This is a genomic window from Flavobacterium esculini (genome assembly GCF_048284325.1).
In the GTDB taxonomy this organism is placed as follows: domain Bacteria; phylum Bacteroidota; class Bacteroidia; order Flavobacteriales; family Flavobacteriaceae; genus Flavobacterium.
Map to the genome: position 1 here is coordinate 63,787 of NZ_JBLVPI010000003.1, position 19,188 is coordinate 82,974.

The 19,188-nt window shown below is 36.8% G+C and carries 13 protein-coding genes; 4 read left to right on the forward strand and 9 right to left on the reverse strand.

Annotated elements, in window-relative coordinates; genetic code table 11:
* Nucleotides 1-297 precede the first annotated feature (297 nt).
* The 3 genes from ACNQGG_RS03765 to ACNQGG_RS03775 form a co-directional block, all read right to left on the reverse strand.
* On the reverse strand, nucleotides 298-3,246 hold the full coding sequence (locus tag ACNQGG_RS03765; protein ID WP_417961684.1) for an exo-beta-1,4-galactosidase: 2,949 nt from the start codon (nucleotides 3,244-3,246) through the stop codon (nucleotides 298-300).
* Nucleotides 3,247-3,359: 113 nt separating this feature from the next.
* The gene (locus ACNQGG_RS03770; RefSeq protein ID WP_417961686.1) at nucleotides 3,360-5,708 is read right to left on the reverse strand and encodes a beta-galactosidase; all 2,349 of its coding nucleotides are present in this window, start codon (nucleotides 5,706-5,708) and stop codon (nucleotides 3,360-3,362) included.
* 112 nt (nucleotides 5,709-5,820) lie between these two features.
* Nucleotides 5,821-7,428: a family 43 glycosylhydrolase gene (locus ACNQGG_RS03775; protein ID WP_417961688.1), complete on the reverse strand. Its 1,608-nt coding sequence runs from the start codon at nucleotides 7,426-7,428 to the stop codon at nucleotides 5,821-5,823.
* Between the two features lie 38 nt (nucleotides 7,429-7,466).
* On the opposite strand from ACNQGG_RS03775, the gene ACNQGG_RS03780 reads away from it, so the two are divergent.
* Nucleotides 7,467-7,760, forward strand: coding sequence for a hypothetical protein (locus ACNQGG_RS03780; RefSeq protein ID WP_417961690.1), 294 nt, complete (start codon nucleotides 7,467-7,469; stop codon nucleotides 7,758-7,760).
* A 91-nt stretch (nucleotides 7,761-7,851) separates the two neighbouring features.
* Here ACNQGG_RS03780 and ACNQGG_RS03785 read toward each other — a convergent pair whose 3' ends face one another.
* The 4 genes from ACNQGG_RS03785 to ACNQGG_RS03800 all read right to left on the reverse strand — a co-directional run bounded on the left by ACNQGG_RS03785 (nucleotide 7,852) and on the right by ACNQGG_RS03800 (nucleotide 14,206).
* On the reverse strand, nucleotides 7,852-9,282 hold the full coding sequence (locus ACNQGG_RS03785) for a TolC family protein (protein ID WP_417961692.1): 1,431 nt from the start codon (nucleotides 9,280-9,282) through the stop codon (nucleotides 7,852-7,854).
* Nucleotides 9,275-12,445 carry an efflux RND transporter permease subunit gene (locus tag ACNQGG_RS03790; protein WP_417961694.1) on the reverse strand — a complete coding sequence of 1,057 codons (3,171 nt, stop codon included), beginning with the start codon at nucleotides 12,443-12,445 and terminating at the stop codon, nucleotides 9,275-9,277. Before ACNQGG_RS03790 ends, ACNQGG_RS03785 begins: the two co-directional genes overlap by 8 nt.
* Before the next feature lie 22 nt (nucleotides 12,446-12,467).
* Nucleotides 12,468-13,550 carry an efflux RND transporter periplasmic adaptor subunit gene (locus ACNQGG_RS03795; protein ID WP_417961696.1) on the reverse strand — a complete coding sequence of 361 codons (1,083 nt, stop codon included), beginning with the start codon at nucleotides 13,548-13,550 and terminating at the stop codon, nucleotides 12,468-12,470.
* Between the two features lie 173 nt (nucleotides 13,551-13,723).
* A complete protein-coding gene (locus ACNQGG_RS03800; protein ID WP_417961698.1) occupies nucleotides 13,724-14,206 on the reverse strand; it encodes a hypothetical protein in 483 nt (160 codons plus the stop codon).
* A gap of 179 nt (nucleotides 14,207-14,385) precedes the next feature.
* On the opposite strand from ACNQGG_RS03800, the gene ACNQGG_RS03805 reads away from it, so the two are divergent.
* Together ACNQGG_RS03805 and ACNQGG_RS03810 are read left to right on the forward strand one after the other, a co-directional pair.
* Complete coding sequence (locus ACNQGG_RS03805) at nucleotides 14,386-14,685, forward strand: ArsR/SmtB family transcription factor (protein ID WP_417961700.1); 300 nt, start codon at nucleotides 14,386-14,388, stop codon at nucleotides 14,683-14,685.
* A gap of 6 nt (nucleotides 14,686-14,691) precedes the next feature.
* Complete coding sequence (locus tag ACNQGG_RS03810; RefSeq protein WP_417961702.1) at nucleotides 14,692-15,798, forward strand: NADH:flavin oxidoreductase; 1,107 nt, start codon at nucleotides 14,692-14,694, stop codon at nucleotides 15,796-15,798.
* A 97-nt stretch (nucleotides 15,799-15,895) separates the two neighbouring features.
* Here ACNQGG_RS03810 and ACNQGG_RS03815 read toward each other — a convergent pair whose 3' ends face one another.
* Nucleotides 15,896-16,594, reverse strand: coding sequence for a LytR/AlgR family response regulator transcription factor (locus tag ACNQGG_RS03815; protein WP_417961704.1), 699 nt, complete (start codon nucleotides 16,592-16,594; stop codon nucleotides 15,896-15,898).
* Nucleotides 16,594-17,631, reverse strand: a complete 1,038-nt coding sequence (locus tag ACNQGG_RS03820) for a sensor histidine kinase (RefSeq protein ID WP_417961706.1) — start codon at nucleotides 17,629-17,631, stop codon at nucleotides 16,594-16,596. The genes ACNQGG_RS03815 and ACNQGG_RS03820 overlap by 1 nt, the downstream gene beginning before the upstream one ends.
* 165 nt (nucleotides 17,632-17,796) lie before the next feature.
* Here ACNQGG_RS03820 and ACNQGG_RS03825 point away from each other — a divergent pair, with 165 nt between their 5' ends.
* Entirely contained in the window at nucleotides 17,797-19,182 is a 1,386-nt protein-coding gene (locus ACNQGG_RS03825; RefSeq protein ID WP_417961708.1) for a TolC family protein, read from the forward strand.
* Nucleotides 19,183-19,188 lie beyond the last annotated feature (6 nt).

Genomic DNA, 19,188 nt, shown 5'->3' on the forward strand with positions numbered 1-19,188 from the left:
CGTAAGCATCCATACAATCCTTATTCAACAACAATTCTGATATTTTGCGGTTTTAATATTAAAGGAATATGACTCGTCTCAAGATTAGTTTTACTTTTTTTTGCAAAGTGTAATTCCATCCATAATTCTTCGAAACCTCTGTTATAGAGTGTTTTTTTTGTTAATGTGCCGAAAGAATGGTTGAAAAGAATGGCTAAATAACTTAAGCCGATAATAATTATTTCCACAGTTTTTTGGAAACCTTGAAAAAATTAACCTGAGTTCGATTAATCACTTTCGAACTCAGGTTATTTAATTTTATTTCACTTTATTTTGATTCGAATTGGGTTTCAATTCATCAGGACTGTCTTTGGTGTACGTCTTAAAAATTTCTTTTGAAGGACTGACAAATAGATCCTGTATTACCCCAAAACTCAAACTATTTTTTGGATTAAATTGATCCGAATTCATGTACTGCTGGAGCGACCAAAACAATTGTTTGGCAGCGGGTTTGTTTTCAACATCCGGTCCCACATCAGCGCTACTCACTATAATTGTTCCTTTTCCCACTTGTGCTTCAAATACTAAAGCCAGCCTGCGATTCATGAACCAAGTATCAATCGGTTGAATCAATGGGCGGAAATCGACTGGAAAATCCTCCATATTCATTACTTGTGAGCGGTTTTGAATGTCCCACCACTGCAAATCACTGTGAAAACTAGTTGGGAAATTTGCAAAAGCCAGACTTTTATCCTGAATCAACATTCCTGTAACATGAGGCGGACGCATTTTGAACCAAGATGTATTCCAAAAAACAGGAAGAAAATGCATTTCCACTTCTTTGCCTTTCACTACTTTTCCCGATGCATTCAAGAATACTTTTCCTCCATTATTCAGCACTTCTTTTGCTTTATCGTCTAACACTGTCGTGTAATAAATAGAAGAAGATATTTCAATTTTTTTATCAGGATATACCCAAAAATCCCAATCGTTGGCAAAGTCAGTTCCATTTACCCTTACTTCAAGATTTAATTTTGAAGCCTCCTTGATTCCATTCAACGGAAAACTAAGGTTTCCAACAAAAATACCATTCCCATTTTCGAAAGTTTTTGCATCGAAACTTCCCGAAGAAAGTGTATTTCCTTTTTCGTTTTGAATAGTCCAACTGACTACAGTACCTTTCAATGGGTTTTTCCCAGAATGGAATAGCGCTATTTCAGCCTTGAAGGTTTCTGCATTGGTATAGACGAACTTTGGAATCTTTGCTAATGGAACTGTTGAATTACAAAATCGGCTATACTCTTTTGCAGTAACATATCCTTTTTCTTGAAAAAAAGCATCCACAACACCTACTAAAGCCGTTCCTTGACCGGGAAAATCCTGTAATCCCAACATTTGAAAACCTCCATAACCTGGCGTTCTCAACATTTTTTCGATTTCGTTTTTATAACACAAAACCTGTAACTTTCCAGAAGCATTCAAAAACTCTTTGCTCTGATTTCCCATATGATGATCTTCCAAATCTTCACGAAACATCTCAAAGTTTTTGGCTCTGTAAACCCCTTTGTATTTTTGAATTTCGTCGAAATTTGGAAAAACACAATACTGGCCAATTTCGTGGGCGACAAAAGGAACTTTAAATGGAGCAATTCCGGAGCTAAAATCAGATTCTGTTTCCGGCATTTTTTCCCATTTCAAACCTCTTACGCCACCACGTGACTGGTATTCTGCATTCGGAACTACAGGCCAGCTTCCTCCTACTGACATACCGGTGTAAACTCTTCGGTTATCTTTTGCTTTCCAAAAATCAACAAATTCATTGAGGTATTTTACCTGATTTCCTGCAGGTTCATTCCCTGCAGACAACATGGTAAAGGAAGCATAATTACCGTACTCCTTTGCCATTCGTGTGGTTTCGTCATATAAAAACTTATCAATTGGCTGACCCAATCCTATTTTGGGGCCGTGGTTAGGCCAACTCGGGCCTTCGGGTTGCAAATAAAGTCCAACTTTATCAGCAGCAATAAAGGCAGCTTCAGGCGGACACCACGAATGAAAACGAACGTGGTTTAAACCATAAGACTTTATTTTTTTAAATATAATTTCCCAAGCTTCAACCGTTGTTGCAGGATAACCCGTTAACGGAAATTCACAATTATGAACCGTTCCTCGAAGAAAAACAGGATTGCCATTTATTAAAAAGCGGTTTTCTTCTATTTTGAATTCACGCATTCCAAACTGAACCTTTTTACTGGCTTTTATGTTTTTCGAAACCAATTTTACTTCCAAGTTATACAAAGCGGGATCAAATTCGTCCCAAGTCAGCATTCCTTTTCCAAAAGGCAGCTCAAGTTCCATTGTATTTTCTCCCAACTTAGACACGGAAAGTTTGCCAACAATCTCTTGGGTTCGGTCTGTAGCTTTAGAATTGAAGCTTTTGGCAGACAAGACAATCTTTCCGCTAAAATTATTTGGAGTACCATTATTGACCTTAATTTTAATGCGGGCTTTTTGGTTTTTTACGTCAGGATAAATCTGGACGTCGTCTATATAAACGGGGGAAACGGATTCCAACTCCATTTTTCCGATGATGCCATTCCAGTTTCCTTGCGTATGATCGGTAACGCTGTGTGAATCGGGACCCACATTTATTTTTTTAATGCTATTGTCAATTCGAATAGAAATACGATGTTTTCCCGGAACGACATACTGACTCAAATCATAGACGTGAGGTGCTACCAGCGAGTTTTGCAAACCCACTTCCTTATCGTTTACCCAAACCCTGGTTTCGATATGGGCTCTTTCTAAATGAAGCAATATTCGTTGGCCTTTCCAATTCGCGGGAATGTTTACTTCTTTTTGGTACCAAGCTGCCCCAACATAATGTTTGGCAGGAGTCAGCCAGAAAGGAATATGTATATTTCCCGGTTGACGGTATTTTTCGAATCGCGGAATAAAATAAAAAGAACTGTCATAAATGCTGCCTGTCCATTTTGTTTTCAAAGTGATTTCATCCCCTTTCAAGAATTCCGCCATAGAGCCAGGCAAATGAATTTTGTCCGAAAGATTCTTGTTGTACCATTTTCCAGTAACACCTTCGTCATTTCGATCCATTTGAAAATGCCAAGTCCCTTCCAAATTAATCACTTGGGCCTGGCTATTAAAACTGCTTAAAGAAAATAAGACTGACAAAAGGAGACAGACGTAATTGTATTTTTTCATTGTGTTTTGTATTATTTTTGGTTCTACCGAAAATATTGTGAACATTCTTTTTTAAACCATTAAGAAAATTTAAGAAGCTTAAGAATACTGCAACTCTTAATTTTCTTAATGACCTTAATTGTTAAATATTTTTCTTTCATACAAATATCTGTAGAACCTTATTTTTTAATGGAAAACAAGTTCATTTTAATATAGAAACGATAGGATTTAACATTTCCATTCGTGCTTTTGTCGGTACGTGGCAGGTATCTGAAACCTTTAATTTTTACAGAATCCTCCATATTTACCACTACCTGATGTGGATGAGGCTTTTTTAATACCGTCCAAGCGGTGGACCAAAAAGTGGATTCCTGTTGGTCGAATATTTTTTCGGCCGAATAGTTTCCTACAGAAACCTCTTCACTATCGGCATAAATTATTTTCCATTTGGAACGGTTAATTGGTAAACCATCAGTGCCAATTAGTTCAAATTCGGCAATACTGCTGCTTTGGTCTTTTGGATTTTGAGAATTTAACGCCTCAAAACAGAAATACTGGCCTTCGAATTCTTTCTTGAAAGTTACTTCTTTCCAGCCTTGTCCCTCGCTTAGCAATCCTTCATCGGAAGGCATTTCAGTTGAAAGATCGAGCGTTTCTCCATTTTTACGGTGCAAAAGCGATTCGTCGATCACTATCTTGTCTAAAACTGGAGTCATGACACCAGTAATTTGTGCTGCTGCAGGAGTTTCTAAATCGAGAATTAGGATCTCGTTTTTTCCTTTTTTTAACCAACATCCCGGCATATAAAGGGTTTGTTGTGGACCAACTTTCCAATAACGACCTAAATTATAGCCATTTACCCAAACCATTCCTTTGCCCCAAGTACTCATATCAATATAAGTATCGCCGGTAGCTTTCAATTCAAAAGAAGCTTTGTGCCAAGCTGGACCGTTTACTTTTTCTTTTTTGAATTTTAAGTTTTTCTGAAAATCGTAATCCACCGGAAAATTGAAAACTTCCCAATTAGTCAGATTAGTGACATTTGAAGCTACCAGCATTTCTACTTTTTCCGTAATCCCTTTTCTGTCAATGATGGTTTTGCCGTAATTTACGCGCCCCATAGCCTCTACCAAAATATCGAGGACATCGCCTTTTTTTACCGAAGGTATTTCGATGGTGTTTTCGTCTTTGCGACGATCCAGGTTTCCGATGAGTTTTCCATTGACATAAATATTTGCCCAATCGCGCAACTCGGTAATTTTTAATTTAAAAGCCGTTTTGCATTCCGGCAATTGGGTGCGATATAAAATGCGTCCCCAGCCTTGGTCAAAGACTTCCATAGATTTTATGGTTTCCGTTTTATTGGCTTTCGGAAGATTTTCGAAAAGTGATGCCGACTCTTTAAAAGTAATTTTAGGAATCGAAATTCCAGGATAATTTGTAGGTGGTTCTGGAATTGTTTCTCCGGGATTCAGGTAATTTTTCATTAAATCGCGAACCGCATAGAATTTGTCCGTAGGCAGTCCTGCCTCATTTATTGGAGCATTGTAATCATACGAAGCGACCATGGAACCAAACGGTGGCGCATTGGCTCCACCCCATTGTCCAAACGAAGTACCGCCGTGAGCCATATACAAACTAAACGAAATTTTACGATCCAACATGTCTTTTAAACTGCCGATAAAACTGCTTATCGAACGGGTTTCGTGAGCACGTCCCCAATAATCGAACCAACCGGTCCAATATTCGCTACACATAAGCGGAGCTTTTGGATAAATTTCTTTATACTTTTCAAATTGTTTATCGATGTTGGAACCTGCTCCAAAATTTAAAGCGGTATAAACCCCATCCACATCATATTTGAAGAAGTTTGAACTCCAATCGCAACGGAACAATTGCACTTTGTCGAAACCTGAAATCCGAATTGCATCACGAATTTTGCCCATATATCTTGTGTCATTCCCGAAAACGCCATATTCATTTTCGACCTGAACCATAATAATGTTTCCTCCATTTTGAATTTGGTACGGCGCCAATTCTTTACCAACCTTCTTTAAATAGTTGATGGAACGTTCCATAAAATGCTGATCGCTTAACGTTCGTACTTGAATATCATTTTTTTTCAACAGCCACCAAGGCAAACCGCCCATATCCCATTCGGCACAAGCATAAGGGCCGGGACGGACAATGCAATACATTCCGTTTTTTTGGATGAGGCGTACAAATTCGGCCACGTCTTTTTGTCCCGTGAAATCAAATTTATCAGGTTGTTGCTCGTGAAAATTCCAAAAAAGATAAATGCAGATGGTATTCATTCCCATCGCTTTACACATTTGAATGCGCTGTTCCCAATATTCACGAGGAATTCTCGGAAAATGTATTTCGCCGGCACGTACCAAAAAGGGTTTTCCATTTAACAAGAAAGTATTTTCTCCAGCAACAAATGTTCCCGTTTGTTTCGAAACTTGTCCATTGGACATCAATGTCATAAAAATGACGATGGCAAGTAGTAGTTTAGATGTTTTCAATAATCTCATTTTTAATTCAATAATTACATTTACTTTATATTCAACCGAAATTAAAGGTTGATTGATTTCCAGAAAACTTTTTTATAAATGGCAGTTTAAAATTTGAAAGAAGCTATTTGTTCTGATTTTTCACCAGCGACACATCATCCACTTGGCTAGATGCATTGGCTGTTCCTTCTGCCAGAAAACCAATCTCCACTTTTCCGGCTTTGACAACTACATTTGTTATACGAATCGTTTGCCAATCGGCATTCTCCTCCGTAATACTGTATTTGAATTGGTTTCCATTACTGATGGCATACATTTCCAAATTAGTAAACCCATTGCTGTTCTTTACTTTAGCAGTCAGTGTGTATAACCCATCTCCCAGTTTAACATAAGCTGAAGAGGCGATGGTTTGCGATATTTTTCGATTGAAATTCACTTTATCACTGATATTCAGACTTTTTTCGCCTATTACAAGTTTTCGGTCATTTTCAGTATTGAAATAGTTTAAGACTGGAGAAGTAGCATTATCTAGTGAAATTTTATTCCCTTGAATAATCGTTGTCGTCCAACCTGTTAATGGCAGTTGTAAAGGTTTTACCGGACTTGGAATATACCTGCGATCCGCTTCAAAGCTGCCATTTTTAACAAAATCATTGGCATTGGCAACTTCCCATAAACCAGTTTTGGCATCTAAATCCCAAGAATGGAGTGAATTAAAATAAGGCGTTTTTCCATCAAATGAAATCGGAAACCATTGGTTGTATCCCAATCCGTTACCTGCAAAATTAGCCCATCTGTCACCACAATAAACTACGGTTTCCTGTTTACTACCTTTGACATTGACAAAAAAACCGGTTTGTGTAACATGCGCAAAATCATCGGAAGCGCCATTTATAATCAACATTTCATTGTTGGGAAGATAGGGTCCCCTAATATCGTCGGCTACCAGATAATAGGCAAAGGAGGCATCCCAGCCGTAGATATTGGAAGCAAACATATAATACTTATTGTTGAACTTGAACATGCAATTTCCTTCACGGCTTTCGCCCTTGAAAATTTGCGTACAGTCCAAGAGGTTGACTTTTCCTTCCTTAACACCAATTTCGGAAACATAAATCTTGTTTCGTCCTTGTCCATACGAATAAATAAGGTATGATTTTCCAGTATCTTCATCGGTAAATACGGTTTGATCGCCGGTATTGCTAGTTCCAATCATGGGTTCCATATTTATTTTTTGATGCCATGTAAATTGGCCCGTCGGCGAATCGGAAACGGTAATCAATACCTGATTGCCGTGCTGAACCAACATCGCGAATTTATTCAATTCTTTTATGTAAGCTACTCCCAAGCGACCTACCCAAGTCTTCCCTGACTTATTGGTTTCGGCTTTGGTCAAAACATCCCCTTCAAACGTCCAGTTAACCAAATCGACAGAACTGTAACAGGTTACAGATTCAAAAGTCGCATTTGGTTGCGTAACAGACGGATTATTTCTATAGCTATCAGCTTCAGCGTAATGAACTCCATACCAATAATATTTTTTTACTCCTGTAACTGGATCAGCAAATTTAAAAACGCCTCCCCCTTGACTGTTAATGGGTTGCCCGTCTTTGGTATTCCAGAATACATCATTTTTGATATTCCGTGTCTGTGCGCTTAGATTGTTCGTTGTACTTATTACTAAGATACAAACCAACAACAGTAGAGCTGAGTTAAATTTTATAATTTTCATTTTACATTTCTTCTGTTATAAAGTAAAAATAGATTATCATGCTACAATTGCTATCCTGTAGCATCCTGTTTGTTTTTTTATTAAACAGGACAGATACGATGGTCTTTTCCAAAACAAGCCTTTTGGCAACTTTGGCAACCTCTTTTAATTTAAGGAACCTCACTTTCTATGACCTGCGCATCAGAAAGCATCCAAATCAATATTGCAACTGGAATTACATCTGTATAAAAACGGGTGGTATAATTATAGAAAACACGGATAAAGCTAGAATTAGTGTAATTCGTGGCAGAAAAACTTGTGCATTTGCCCAGATACAATACCCTTTTTATTAAAAATAGTTGTTATAATACGAACTGCCCCCAAAAAGTTAGACACGATTTGGGGGCAGTTTAAATTTACTGGCTCTTTAGTTGAGCTATTATTTTATTTCCAGCCGCCTCCTAAATCCTTGTAAACATGGACTACAGCATTGAGTTGTTCTTTTTTGGTTTCTATCAATTCGAGTTTAGATTCCAAAGCATCACGTTGTGTCATCAGAACTTCAAAATAATCGACTCTGGCAGACTTAAACAAGTCATTAGAAACAGCTATAGACCTATTCAATGCATTCACTTGTTGCGACTTCAAGTCATAGCTTTTTCCAATATTACTGATCTTAGAAAGCTGGCTGGAAACTTCGAGATACGCATTTAGAGTGGTACGCTCATAGTTATACAAAGCCTGAAGTTGTCGTGCATTGGCAGAACTATACTCGGCTTTGATCGCATTTCTGTTGATAAGTGGCCCAGCAATATCTCCAGCCAGTGAATAAAGCAACGACTCGGGTAACGTAAATAAATATGATGGTTTAAACGCATTTAATCCTATCGCTGCTGAAATATCTAATGAAGGATAAAACTCGGCTCTGGCCACTTTTACATCCAGCTTTGCAGCAGCCAGTTCTAGTTCGGCTTGTTTGATATCTGGACGATTCGACAATAATTGTGAAGGAATTCCGGAATTGACAGCAGAAGGAAGTAAACTTAAAAAATCACTTTTATCCCTCGCTATTTCCTGCGGATAACGCCCCAGCAAAAAGTTAATTTTATTCTCCGTTTCTTTTATATTTTGAAGAATATCAAACTCCATACTTTTAGAAGCCATTACCTCTGCCTGAAACTTTTGAACGGCCAATTCAGTTGCTCTAGCAGCTTCTTTTTGAATTTTTACAATTTCTAAAGCGTTGGATTGCAATGTGATATTCTGTCTTACAATATCCAATTGGCTATCTAAAGCCCGCAATTCATAATAAGAATCGGCAACTTCAGCAATAAGGCTCGTAATCACGAAGTTTTTTCCTTCAACAGTCGATAAATATCTGCTCACAGCTGCTTTCTTAGAATTACGCAGTTTTTTCCAAATATCAACTTCCCAGTGGGCATAGGCTGCCAGTTTATAATCTTGTAATACTTCTGGAACTATAAGACCCGGTGTAATCTCCGCTGATGCATCCCCAGCTCCTTGACTGGTATACTTTCCTACTTTTTCAACTCCTGCACCCGCTCCTATACCGACTGATGGTAAGAGTAATCCTTTTTTTACACGGATATCATTCTTTGCAATCTCAATTTCCTGCAAAGTAATCATCAGTTCCTGATTGTTTTTCAAGGCTGTATCAATCAAACTTATAAGATTGGGATCCTTAAAATAGGTGCGCCAAGGAGTTGTTGAAATATTGGCCGTATCGGTACTCCTATCGAATGATTCGGGAACAGGTTTACTTGCTGCCAACGGCGCAATAGCTGGAGTACAACTTACCACCGCCAGACAAATGCCTAGCGGGATACTATATTTATGTAACTTGATTTTATACATGGTTATTATCAATTTCTTCAGTTAATGGATTATTATTTTGTTTTTTTACCATCTTGATTTTTACTGCAATACTTCCGAATATATAATACAATCCCGGAATAAGCAATACTCCTATAACAGTTCCTAAAAGCATTCCCCCAAGCGCAGCAGAGCCAATGGTTCTATTACCAATTTTACCAGGACCAGAAGCAAATACCAATGGAACTAAGCCCGCAATAAAAGCAAATGAGGTCATCAAAATAGGACGAAATCTTACTTTGGCACCTTCCATGGCGGCTTCTAAAATCGTGGCTCCGGCTTCGTGTTTTTGAACAGCAAACTCGACAATCAAAACCGCATTTTTACCCAGCAAACCAATAAGCATGACAAAAGCAACCTGAGCATAAATGTTGTTTTCTAAACCGCATATTGAAAGCAATAGAAACGATCCAAAAATACCTGCCGGAAGTGATAAAATCACTGCAAAAGGCAACACAAAACTTTCGTATTGAGCGGCTAAAACCAAATAAACAAAGAGTAAACAGATTAAAAAGATATAGATCGCCTGGTTACCACGACCCACTTCATCTTTAGAAATACCTGCCCAATCAATTCCATATCCTCTTGGTAAGGTTTTTTCGGCAACTTCTTGAATGGCTTTGATAGATTCGCCACTACTAAATCCTGGTGCCGATTGACCGCTAATTTCGGAGGCATTGTACATATTATGCCTTGTAATTTCAGACAATCCATATACTTTATCCATTTTCATAAAAGCCGAAAACGGCACCATTTCGTCACGATCGTTTTTGACATACAATTTCATAATATCTTCTGGCATGGCTCTGTATTCTGGCGATGTTTGAACAATTACCTTGTATTGTCGGTCGTATTTGATAAAACTAATTTCATAATTACTACCTACCAATGTGGAAAGTGTATTCATGGCATTATCAATCGAAACTCCTTTTTGCTGGGCAATATCGTTGTCGATTTTCATCATATACTGCGGAAAACTGGCACTATAAAAACTAAATACCGATGATAATTCTGGTCGTTTATTCAATTCTTTTACAAAATCGTTATTTACGGTTTCCATTTTTTTATAATCACCAGAACCTGCTTTGTCCAACAAACGCAATTCAAATCCACCTGCTGCACCATAACCGGGTACAGCTGGCGGTTGGAAAAACTCAAGTGTAGCTCCCGTAATATCTTTGGATTTTTCCTCGAGTTCTTTCATAATCTCATTTGCCGAATGCTCCCGATCTTCCCAACTTTTTAGGTTGACCAAACAAGTTCCAGAATTAGAACCTGTTCCTTCAGTTAAGATTTCAAACCCAGCCAAAGCCGATACCGATTGCACTCCTTCGATTTTTTCTGCAATTTTTTGCAATTTTAAAGCCACATCATTGGTTCTTTCTAATGAAGAGCCCGGAGGTGTTTGTATAATGGCATAGAACATTCCTTGGTCTTCGTTTGGAATAAATCCTGTTGGAAGACTGTTGTTTAAGAAAAAGATTCCTGTACAAAAAGTAATGAAGGCAATAAAGGTGATAGACCTTTTGTTGACTATTTTTCCAAGAATTCCTTGATATTTTCCTGTAAGTTGGTTGAATTTATTATTAAAACCATCCAAGAAATTGTTCAAAGGCGTTTTCTTTCTAGGGACACCGTGTGTGTTTTTGAGCATCATTGCACAAAGTGCAGGTGTCAGTGTCAGTGCCACAATACCAGACAAAATAATACCTGTTGCCATTGTGATAGAAAACTGACGGTAAAAAATACCTACTGGTCCGGACATAAAAGCAACAGGAATAAATACCGCTGCCATCAAAAACGTAATGGCTATAATAGCTCCGCTAATTTCGTGCATTGCTTTTTTGGTAGCCTTGAGTGGGCCTATATGATCTTCTTCCATCTTGGCGTGTACTGCCTCGATGACCACAATAGCGTCATCGACAACGACACCAATAGCCAAAACAAGGGCGAATAACGTAACCAAATTGATTGTTATTCCAAAAAATTGCATGAAAGCAAATGTTCCAATAAGCGAAACGGGTACTGCAATGGCAGGAATAAGTGTAGAACGCCAGTCTCCTAAAAATAAAAAAACTACCAATCCTACCAGAATAAAGGCTTCGACCAAAGTATGAATTACTTTTTCGATAGAAGCATCTAGAAATTTAGAAGCGTCATAACTTATTTCATAGTCAACACCTTTTGGAAATGATGATTTCTTGATTTCGGCTAATTTTGCTTTTACATCTTTAATAACCTGACTTGCATTACTACCGTAAGATTGTTTTATGGTAATTGCCGCCGATGGACTTCCATTCAGGTTCGAATAAATATCATACATCGAGCTTCCAAATTCTATATTAGCAACATCTTTCAGACGAAGTATTTCTCCGTTTGGATTTGATTTTAGAATAATGTTCCCGTATTGTTCCTGAGTAGTAAAACGTCCTGAATATTTCAACACATATTCAAAGGCTTGTGAGCGTTTTCCAGAACTTTCTCCCGTTTTTCCTGGCGATGCTTCCAAACTTTGTTCTTCTAAAGCCTTCATGACCTCATCAGCAGAAATCTTGTAAGCCAGCATTCTGTCTGGTTTCAACCAAACTCGCATCGCATAATCTCTATTTCCTACAATATCTGCATCACCAACACCATCGACTCTTTTAAGTTCCGAAAGAATGTTAATATCTGTAAAGTTGTATAAGAACTTTTGATCCATCTTTGGATCTTTGCTATACAAGTTAACGTACATTAAATTATTCGATTCTTCTCTAGTAATTTTCACCCCCTCTCGAACTACAAGCGGTGGCAGTTTATTTACAACAGATGCAACTCTATTCTGAATGTTTATAGAGGCTTGATTAGGATCTGTTCCTAAATTAAATATTACTTGTATGGATGCCTCTCCGTCATTCCCGGCATCCGATGCAATATATTTCATTCCAGGAACACCATTAATAGCTCGCTCTAAAGGAATCACAACAGATTTAATCAATAACTCATTATTTGCTCCAGGATATTCTGCTGTTACATTTACTTTTGGGGGCGAAATAGAAGGCAATTGCGTAACAGGCAAATGGGTCATTGCCAAAATACCTAGCAAGACAATCATCAGCGATATTACTATCGACAGTACGGGTCTTTCTATAAATTTATTAAACATTTTTTATGATTTAAGATTACGTCTATTCTGCTTTTAATTTCAAATGATTCAGCACTTCTTCTGGTTTCTCAAAATCGTATTTGATTTTGTCATCATCCTTCACTTTCTGAACGCCTTCAAGTAGTATCTTATCCGTTGCTGCAAGACCACTTTTCACTACATATAAATCGGGCATTTCGCCAGTAATGGTAATTTCTCTTGATCTCACAACATTATTTTTATCCACCACAAAAACGTATTTTTTATCTTGAATTTCGTAAGTTATTTTTTGAGGAATTACCAAAGCATTCTTAACAGGAACGGTCATTAAAACTTTACCGGTTTCTCCGTTTTTCAATAATTTATCAGGATTTGGGAAGCTGGATCTAAAAGCAACATTACCAGTTTCGCTATCGAACTCGCTTTCTATAAGTTCAACTTTTCCTTTATATTTCAAAAGTTTTCCGTTTGCCAAAAGCAAGCTTACATGACTATCGCCACGACCTCCTATATTGGATTGATATTCTAAATATTCCGGTTCAGAAACGTTGAAATAAGCAAACATCTTGCTATTATCAGAAAGACTAGTCAATAATTCTCCTTCTTCAACTAAACTTCCAATTTTTTTTGGGAGTCTATCGATAATTCCCGCAAATGGTGCCCTGATTTCGGTAAATGATAAATGGAGCTTTGCCATGGCTACTTCGGCTCTCACTTGTGTTAGCTTGGCTTGTGCGATGGCTTGTTCATTTTTGGAAATTACATTTTTGTCGGCAAGTGTTTTGGCATTTAAAAGTTCTATTTCAGCACTTTTTGCTTCTGCTTGTGCTTTTAGCAATTCGGCCTCATACATTTTGGGCATAATTCGGAACAATAACTGACCCGCTTTTACAGATTGTCCTTCGTCAACATAAATGTTTTGCAGGAATCCTTTTTCTTGTGTTCGGATTTCGATATTTCGCACTGATTTTATCTGAGAAACATATTCTTTGGTAAACGAAGTGTCGATTACAGCAGGATTGGTTACCGTAAATTTAATTGTTTCTTCTTTTTCTTCTTTTTTAGTTGTACAGCTTATTAAGCACAACAGGGCTATAAAGCCTGTAAAAACGGCATTTTTATTCATGGTATAAAATGAAATTGGCGCTATTTAACGCAGTGAATTCGGAAATTTATTGGATGGAAAAAGGCATAGATTGTCAGGGCGAAACCTAAACAGTCATGCAAAAGAGAGTTAGGTTACTATACATCCAGATCAGGTATTAAGAAACACACCTTTGGTAACCGATGAATAGTCTATCAAATTCTTAAAACTCTATTAGTGATATAAATAGTAGATGAATTGCCGCAAAAAGGCATGAAGATTTTAAAACGCTTGTAGTAATAATTTGAAATAGACAATTGAGAAACTGGTAAATACCAGTTATCAAGCAAACTATCTTTCCCAGCAAAAAATTTATTCGAAACTCCTTCTTTAAGATCATCACCGCTGGAGTATTCCTCATCTAAATCTAAGTCGGTATACTCAATTACGATGCTACCTTGATTTTCATTTTTAATTTTTACTTGCTGGCTTCTTGCAAGATTTAAAGTTGACGAGTAGCTAATGTGGTCATGATTTATATCTGCATGAAGATAACTCCCTCCGCCTAGCAGATGGATACACAGATATACAAAAAATACAGCTAGTCTCATTTGGGAGCCAAAAGTAATCAAAGAATTGAAAGCAAGGGAAGAATTTGTGTTGGATTTAACAAGTAAAAGCAACGAAAACGTTTTCATTAATTAATCTGAAATAAATTTTTATGAAATAAATAATTGGGCACAAAACAGTTAGTAAAATTTGAACTTATTTAACGCAGACACGCTTTCTCAAATCTTCCATTGGTGCTATCTCTTAAAAAAATCCTAAATAAATTTATTTAAATAGATATATCGGGAAAAGTCGATATATTTGCAGCATGGATCACATAGAACTATTTAAAGCATTATCAAACAAGTCCAGATTACAAATGCTGGAATGGCTAAAAGAACCTGAAATAAATTTTCCTGAACAACTGGCTGCAGGTTTTGAGCATGGTGTATGTGTAGGACAAATTCAGTCCAAAGCAGGACTAACCCAATCAACGGTTTCAGAATATTTAGCAATACTACAACGGGCCGGGTTCATTGAATCTACTCGTGTTGGGCAATGGACCTATTACAAGCGCAACGAGAAAGCATTCACAGCACTCAGCAAAATAATCGAATCTAATCTATAAATAATTATGAATACAAATAGTTTGTTTACGTCTTTCAATTTGAAGACGTTAAATCTTAAAAATAGAATTGTAATGGCGCCTATGACGCGCTCTTTTTCTCCAAATGGAATACCTACTGATGAAGTAGCAGCTTATTACCAAAAAAGAGCTGAAGGCGAAGTAGGTTTGATATTATCTGAAGGAACTGTTATTGACAGACCTTCTTCATCAAACGATGCTAATGTCCCTCATTTTTATGGTGATAAATCCTTGACAGGATGGAAACAAGTAATTGACAGCGTGCATTCAGCAGGTGGACAGATGGGACCGCAGATATGGCATATGGGAATTATGGACAACCACCATTCCGGTTGGGTTCCTCCAGTCCCTTTTGAAGGGCCATCAGGATTAAACAGACCCGGGTTTAGCAATGGGACTGCAATGTCAACAAATGATATCGAAAATACCATTTTAGCTTTTGGAAAAGCTGCCGCTGATGCCAAAAGATTAGGTTTTGACTGTATCGAAATACATGGTGCCCATGATTATTTAATCGATCAGTTTTTCTGGGATGCAACAAATCAACGTACCGATAACTACGGTGGTAAAACTTTAGCAGAACGTACTCGTTTTGCCGTAGAAGTAATTAAAGAAATTAGGAAACAAGTAGGCGAAGATTTTGCAGTGATTATGAGACTTTCACAGTTCAAACCATCGGATTACACTTTTAAACTGGCAAAAACACCTCAAGAAATGGAAGCTTGGCTTAGTCCGCTGATTGATGCTGGTGTCGATATTCTACATTGTTCACAACGTCGTTTTTGGGAACCTGAATTTGAAGACAATGATCTTAACTTTGCAGGATGGGCTAAGAAACTAACTGGCAAACCAACTATTACAGTAGGTTCTGTAGGGCTTTCTGGAGATTTCTTCGGCGCTTTTGCAGGAGAAAGTTCACAGCCTACTTCATTAGATGAATTAACAAGACGTTTTGACAGAGGCGATTTTGATCTCATAGCTGTTGGAAGACCTCTTTTATCAGATCCGAATTGGGTTGCCAAAATAAAAGCGGGAGAAAATGATCAACTTAAAGGCTTTAGCAAAGAAGCCTTGGCTGAATTAGTCTTGGAATAAAACTTAAGAACACAAATCATAAAGACTAAAATATTTTATAAATAGTCAAACCAAAAAAGAGAGAAATTCCTAGAATTTCTCTCTTTTTCTTATAAAATTATTTAGTCTTCAATCTATCGATTAATTCTCTGCGATATGTAATTCCAATGGGTAATTTCTCTTTTTTTATAATGACAAAATCTTTTTCGGTGGCATCAATTTTGTCCAAAGCAACTATATAGGATTTATGAATGCGTATGAAGTTTTTTTCGGGTAGGCATTTCTCAAACTCACTTGTGGTTATCGAAGCCAAATAAGTTCTTTTAATGGTATGCAATTTCACATAATTACCAAAACTTTGTGCAAACAAAAGCTGGTCTAATTCGATTTCAATAAAATAACCATCCACTTTTACGCTTACCGAATTGATTGTAACTTCTTCTGTCTTTATAGTATTTTCAGTTGAAAAAAACCGATCAATGGCCTTTAAAAAACGAGGAAAATAAATGGGTTTTAGTAAATAATCAATAACGCCAAAATCATAACTTTCGAGAGCAAATTCAGAATAAGCTGTTGTTAAAATAGTTTTAGGATGTGTTGGAATGATTTTCAGCAATTCTAACCCTGTAATTTCTGGCATATTGATATCCAAAAACATCAAATCTACTTTATTTTCTCGAAGATAATCCATGGTCTCAATACCATTATACCCCTGAAAAACCAATTCTAACTGCGGATTTTGTTTAATATAATTCGCCAGAACGTAATGTGCTGCAGGCTCATCATCAACAATAATACACTTTTTTGGTTCTTTCATTATACAAACTTTTTAAGTTGCAATTTCAAATCAACAATATACGTATTTTTATCGTCTTGAATGTCTAATTTATAGTCCTCCCCGTAAATTAGCTTCAACCGTTCCATGGTGTTTTTTAAACCAATTTTAGTAGAAACTACCCCTGTTTTTTTCTTCGGAATTGAATTGACAACATGCAAATGCAACAAACCGTTTTCAACAGTTATAATGATCCTGACAAAACATTTTTCGATAGCACAAGTTCCGTGTTTGAAAGCATTTTCGACAAAAGCAATCAGTAACATTGGAGATACTTTATACGCATTTTCGTTATCAATTTTACTATCGTAGGTAATGTCGCAGCGATAGGAAACACGCTCTTTTTCAAGTTGCACATAACTGTCTATAAATTCCAGTTCTTCTTCAATAGAGACGCATTGTTTGTTATTACTCTCCAGTTGATACCGCATTAGTTGCGAAACTTTCATAATCAAATCAGGTGTTCTTTCAGGAAATTCTAAGCTGATTCCGTAAAGTGTATTGAAGGTATTGAATAAAAAATGAGGATTCAGTTGTCCTTTTAGCGCATTCAATTGCATTTGATTGAAGAGTAACGTTTCATCAGTTTGCTTTTTATGAATTCGGTAGAATTTAAAAACAATTATCGGACTCAAAATACACACCAATGTACCCAAAACACTTGCCAATTGGTATACATAACTTCTTTGATGGGAGTTTTGATACAAATGGCATTTACTGAACATTTCTAAAGTCGTTATTTCATATAAAACTACCGAAAACACGATAACTGTTAATAGCGTCAGAAATAGATACGTTAATGGTCTTTGTCTCTTAAATAATATTGGCAACAGAAAAAACCGGTTGAATTGAGCATGCATGTACAAAATGAAATAGAGAAAAACACCCATCAAAATGGAAGCTAAAGAACTAAATAGCATCCAATCGTTTTTTAGGGTAAAAAGCGTAAATGAAAAGACAACAACGGCAATTTCTTGCCACCATTTGTTATCCATTATGTTGTCAAATTTTTTATTCATTTTTAATACTTAAACAATATGCAAATTAACTACAATTATTTAATCTTTATTTCCAATAAATGACAAATTCAATTGGTCATTTATAATCGCATTACATCATTTAAGAAGCCATATATCGGTCAAAGTCAAATAATTTTGTTGAGTACTATTTCACAATCCATTTTTATGTATTTCAAAAAAATTACTTTATTATTTTTCTTGATTTTTGCTGCTACTGGTTTTTCACAAACTTTGTCTTTAAAGGAAGCCATAAAAACAGGTTTAGAAAACTATGGTTCAATAAAAGCAAAAAGCAATTACAGCAAGGCTTCCCGAGAAACGCTCAAACAATCCCGTCGCGATTATTTACCAAATCTTAATTTATCTGCACAACAAGATTATGGAACTGTCAACGGACAAAATGGACCACTTTACGGTTTTGGAGGACTTGGAGTTGCTTCTTCCGGACTTCCGCTTCCAGAGCAAAACTGGAATTCTGCTTTTGGCGCGTTGTATTTAGTCAACATGAACTGGGACTTTTTTACTTTCGGAAAAATTCAGGAGAAAGTTAATTTGGCCAAAATCGATGTTCAAAGCCGTGAAAATGATTTGCAACAGGAAAAATTCCAACAGGAAATAAAAATCGCAGCTGCTTATCTTAATTTATTGGCGAGTCAACGATTATTGATTTCGCAGCGAAAGAATTTAGATCGTGCAAACGTTTTCAAAAGAACCGCTACAGCACGTGTTAAAAGCGGACTACTTGCCGGAGTTGATTCTACATTAGCCAGTGCCGAAGTTTCGAAAGCCAAAATGGCGCTAAATCTGGCTAAAAATTTCGTTAAAGAACAAAACAATAAATTAGTGGATTTGATGGGCGTTGCGCCTCAGGATTTTCTAACCGATACGCTTTTTGTAAATCAAATTCCGAAAGCAATTGTTGTAGCTAATAAAGCTTCTGACAGCTTACATCCGTTGCTTCAATTTTACAAAACGAAGATTGATTACAGCAATCAACAAGTCAAATTATACAAACGTTTTTATTATCCAACGATGAGCGCTTTTGGCGTTTTGCAAACACGGGCTTCCGGATTTGATTCGTCGTATGCTATAGACCAAACCGCTTTCAATAGAAATTATTGGGAGGGTGTACATCCAGATCGCAGCAATTATCTGATTGGAGTTGGAATTACCTGGAATTTGACTACTCCGTTCCGAATGAGCAAACAAGTGAGTGCTCAGAAATTTGTTTCACAAGCCCTGCAAGAAGAGTACAATCAGGCTGACCGAGAATTGAAATCGCAATTGAATTTTGCTGAGGACAAAATCAAAATCACACTAGAAAATTATGCTGAAGCGCCTGTTCAAGTAAATGCGGCAGCCCAAGCTTATGTACAAAAATCGACTTTATACAAAAACGGATTGACCACTTTAACCGATTTAACACAAACCTTGTTTATTTTAAATCGTGCCGAAATTGATCGTGATATTGTCAACAATAATGTATGGCAATCCTTTTTGCTTAAAGTAGCAGCAATAGGCAATTTTGACTTATTTATAAATGAATTTTAATTAAAC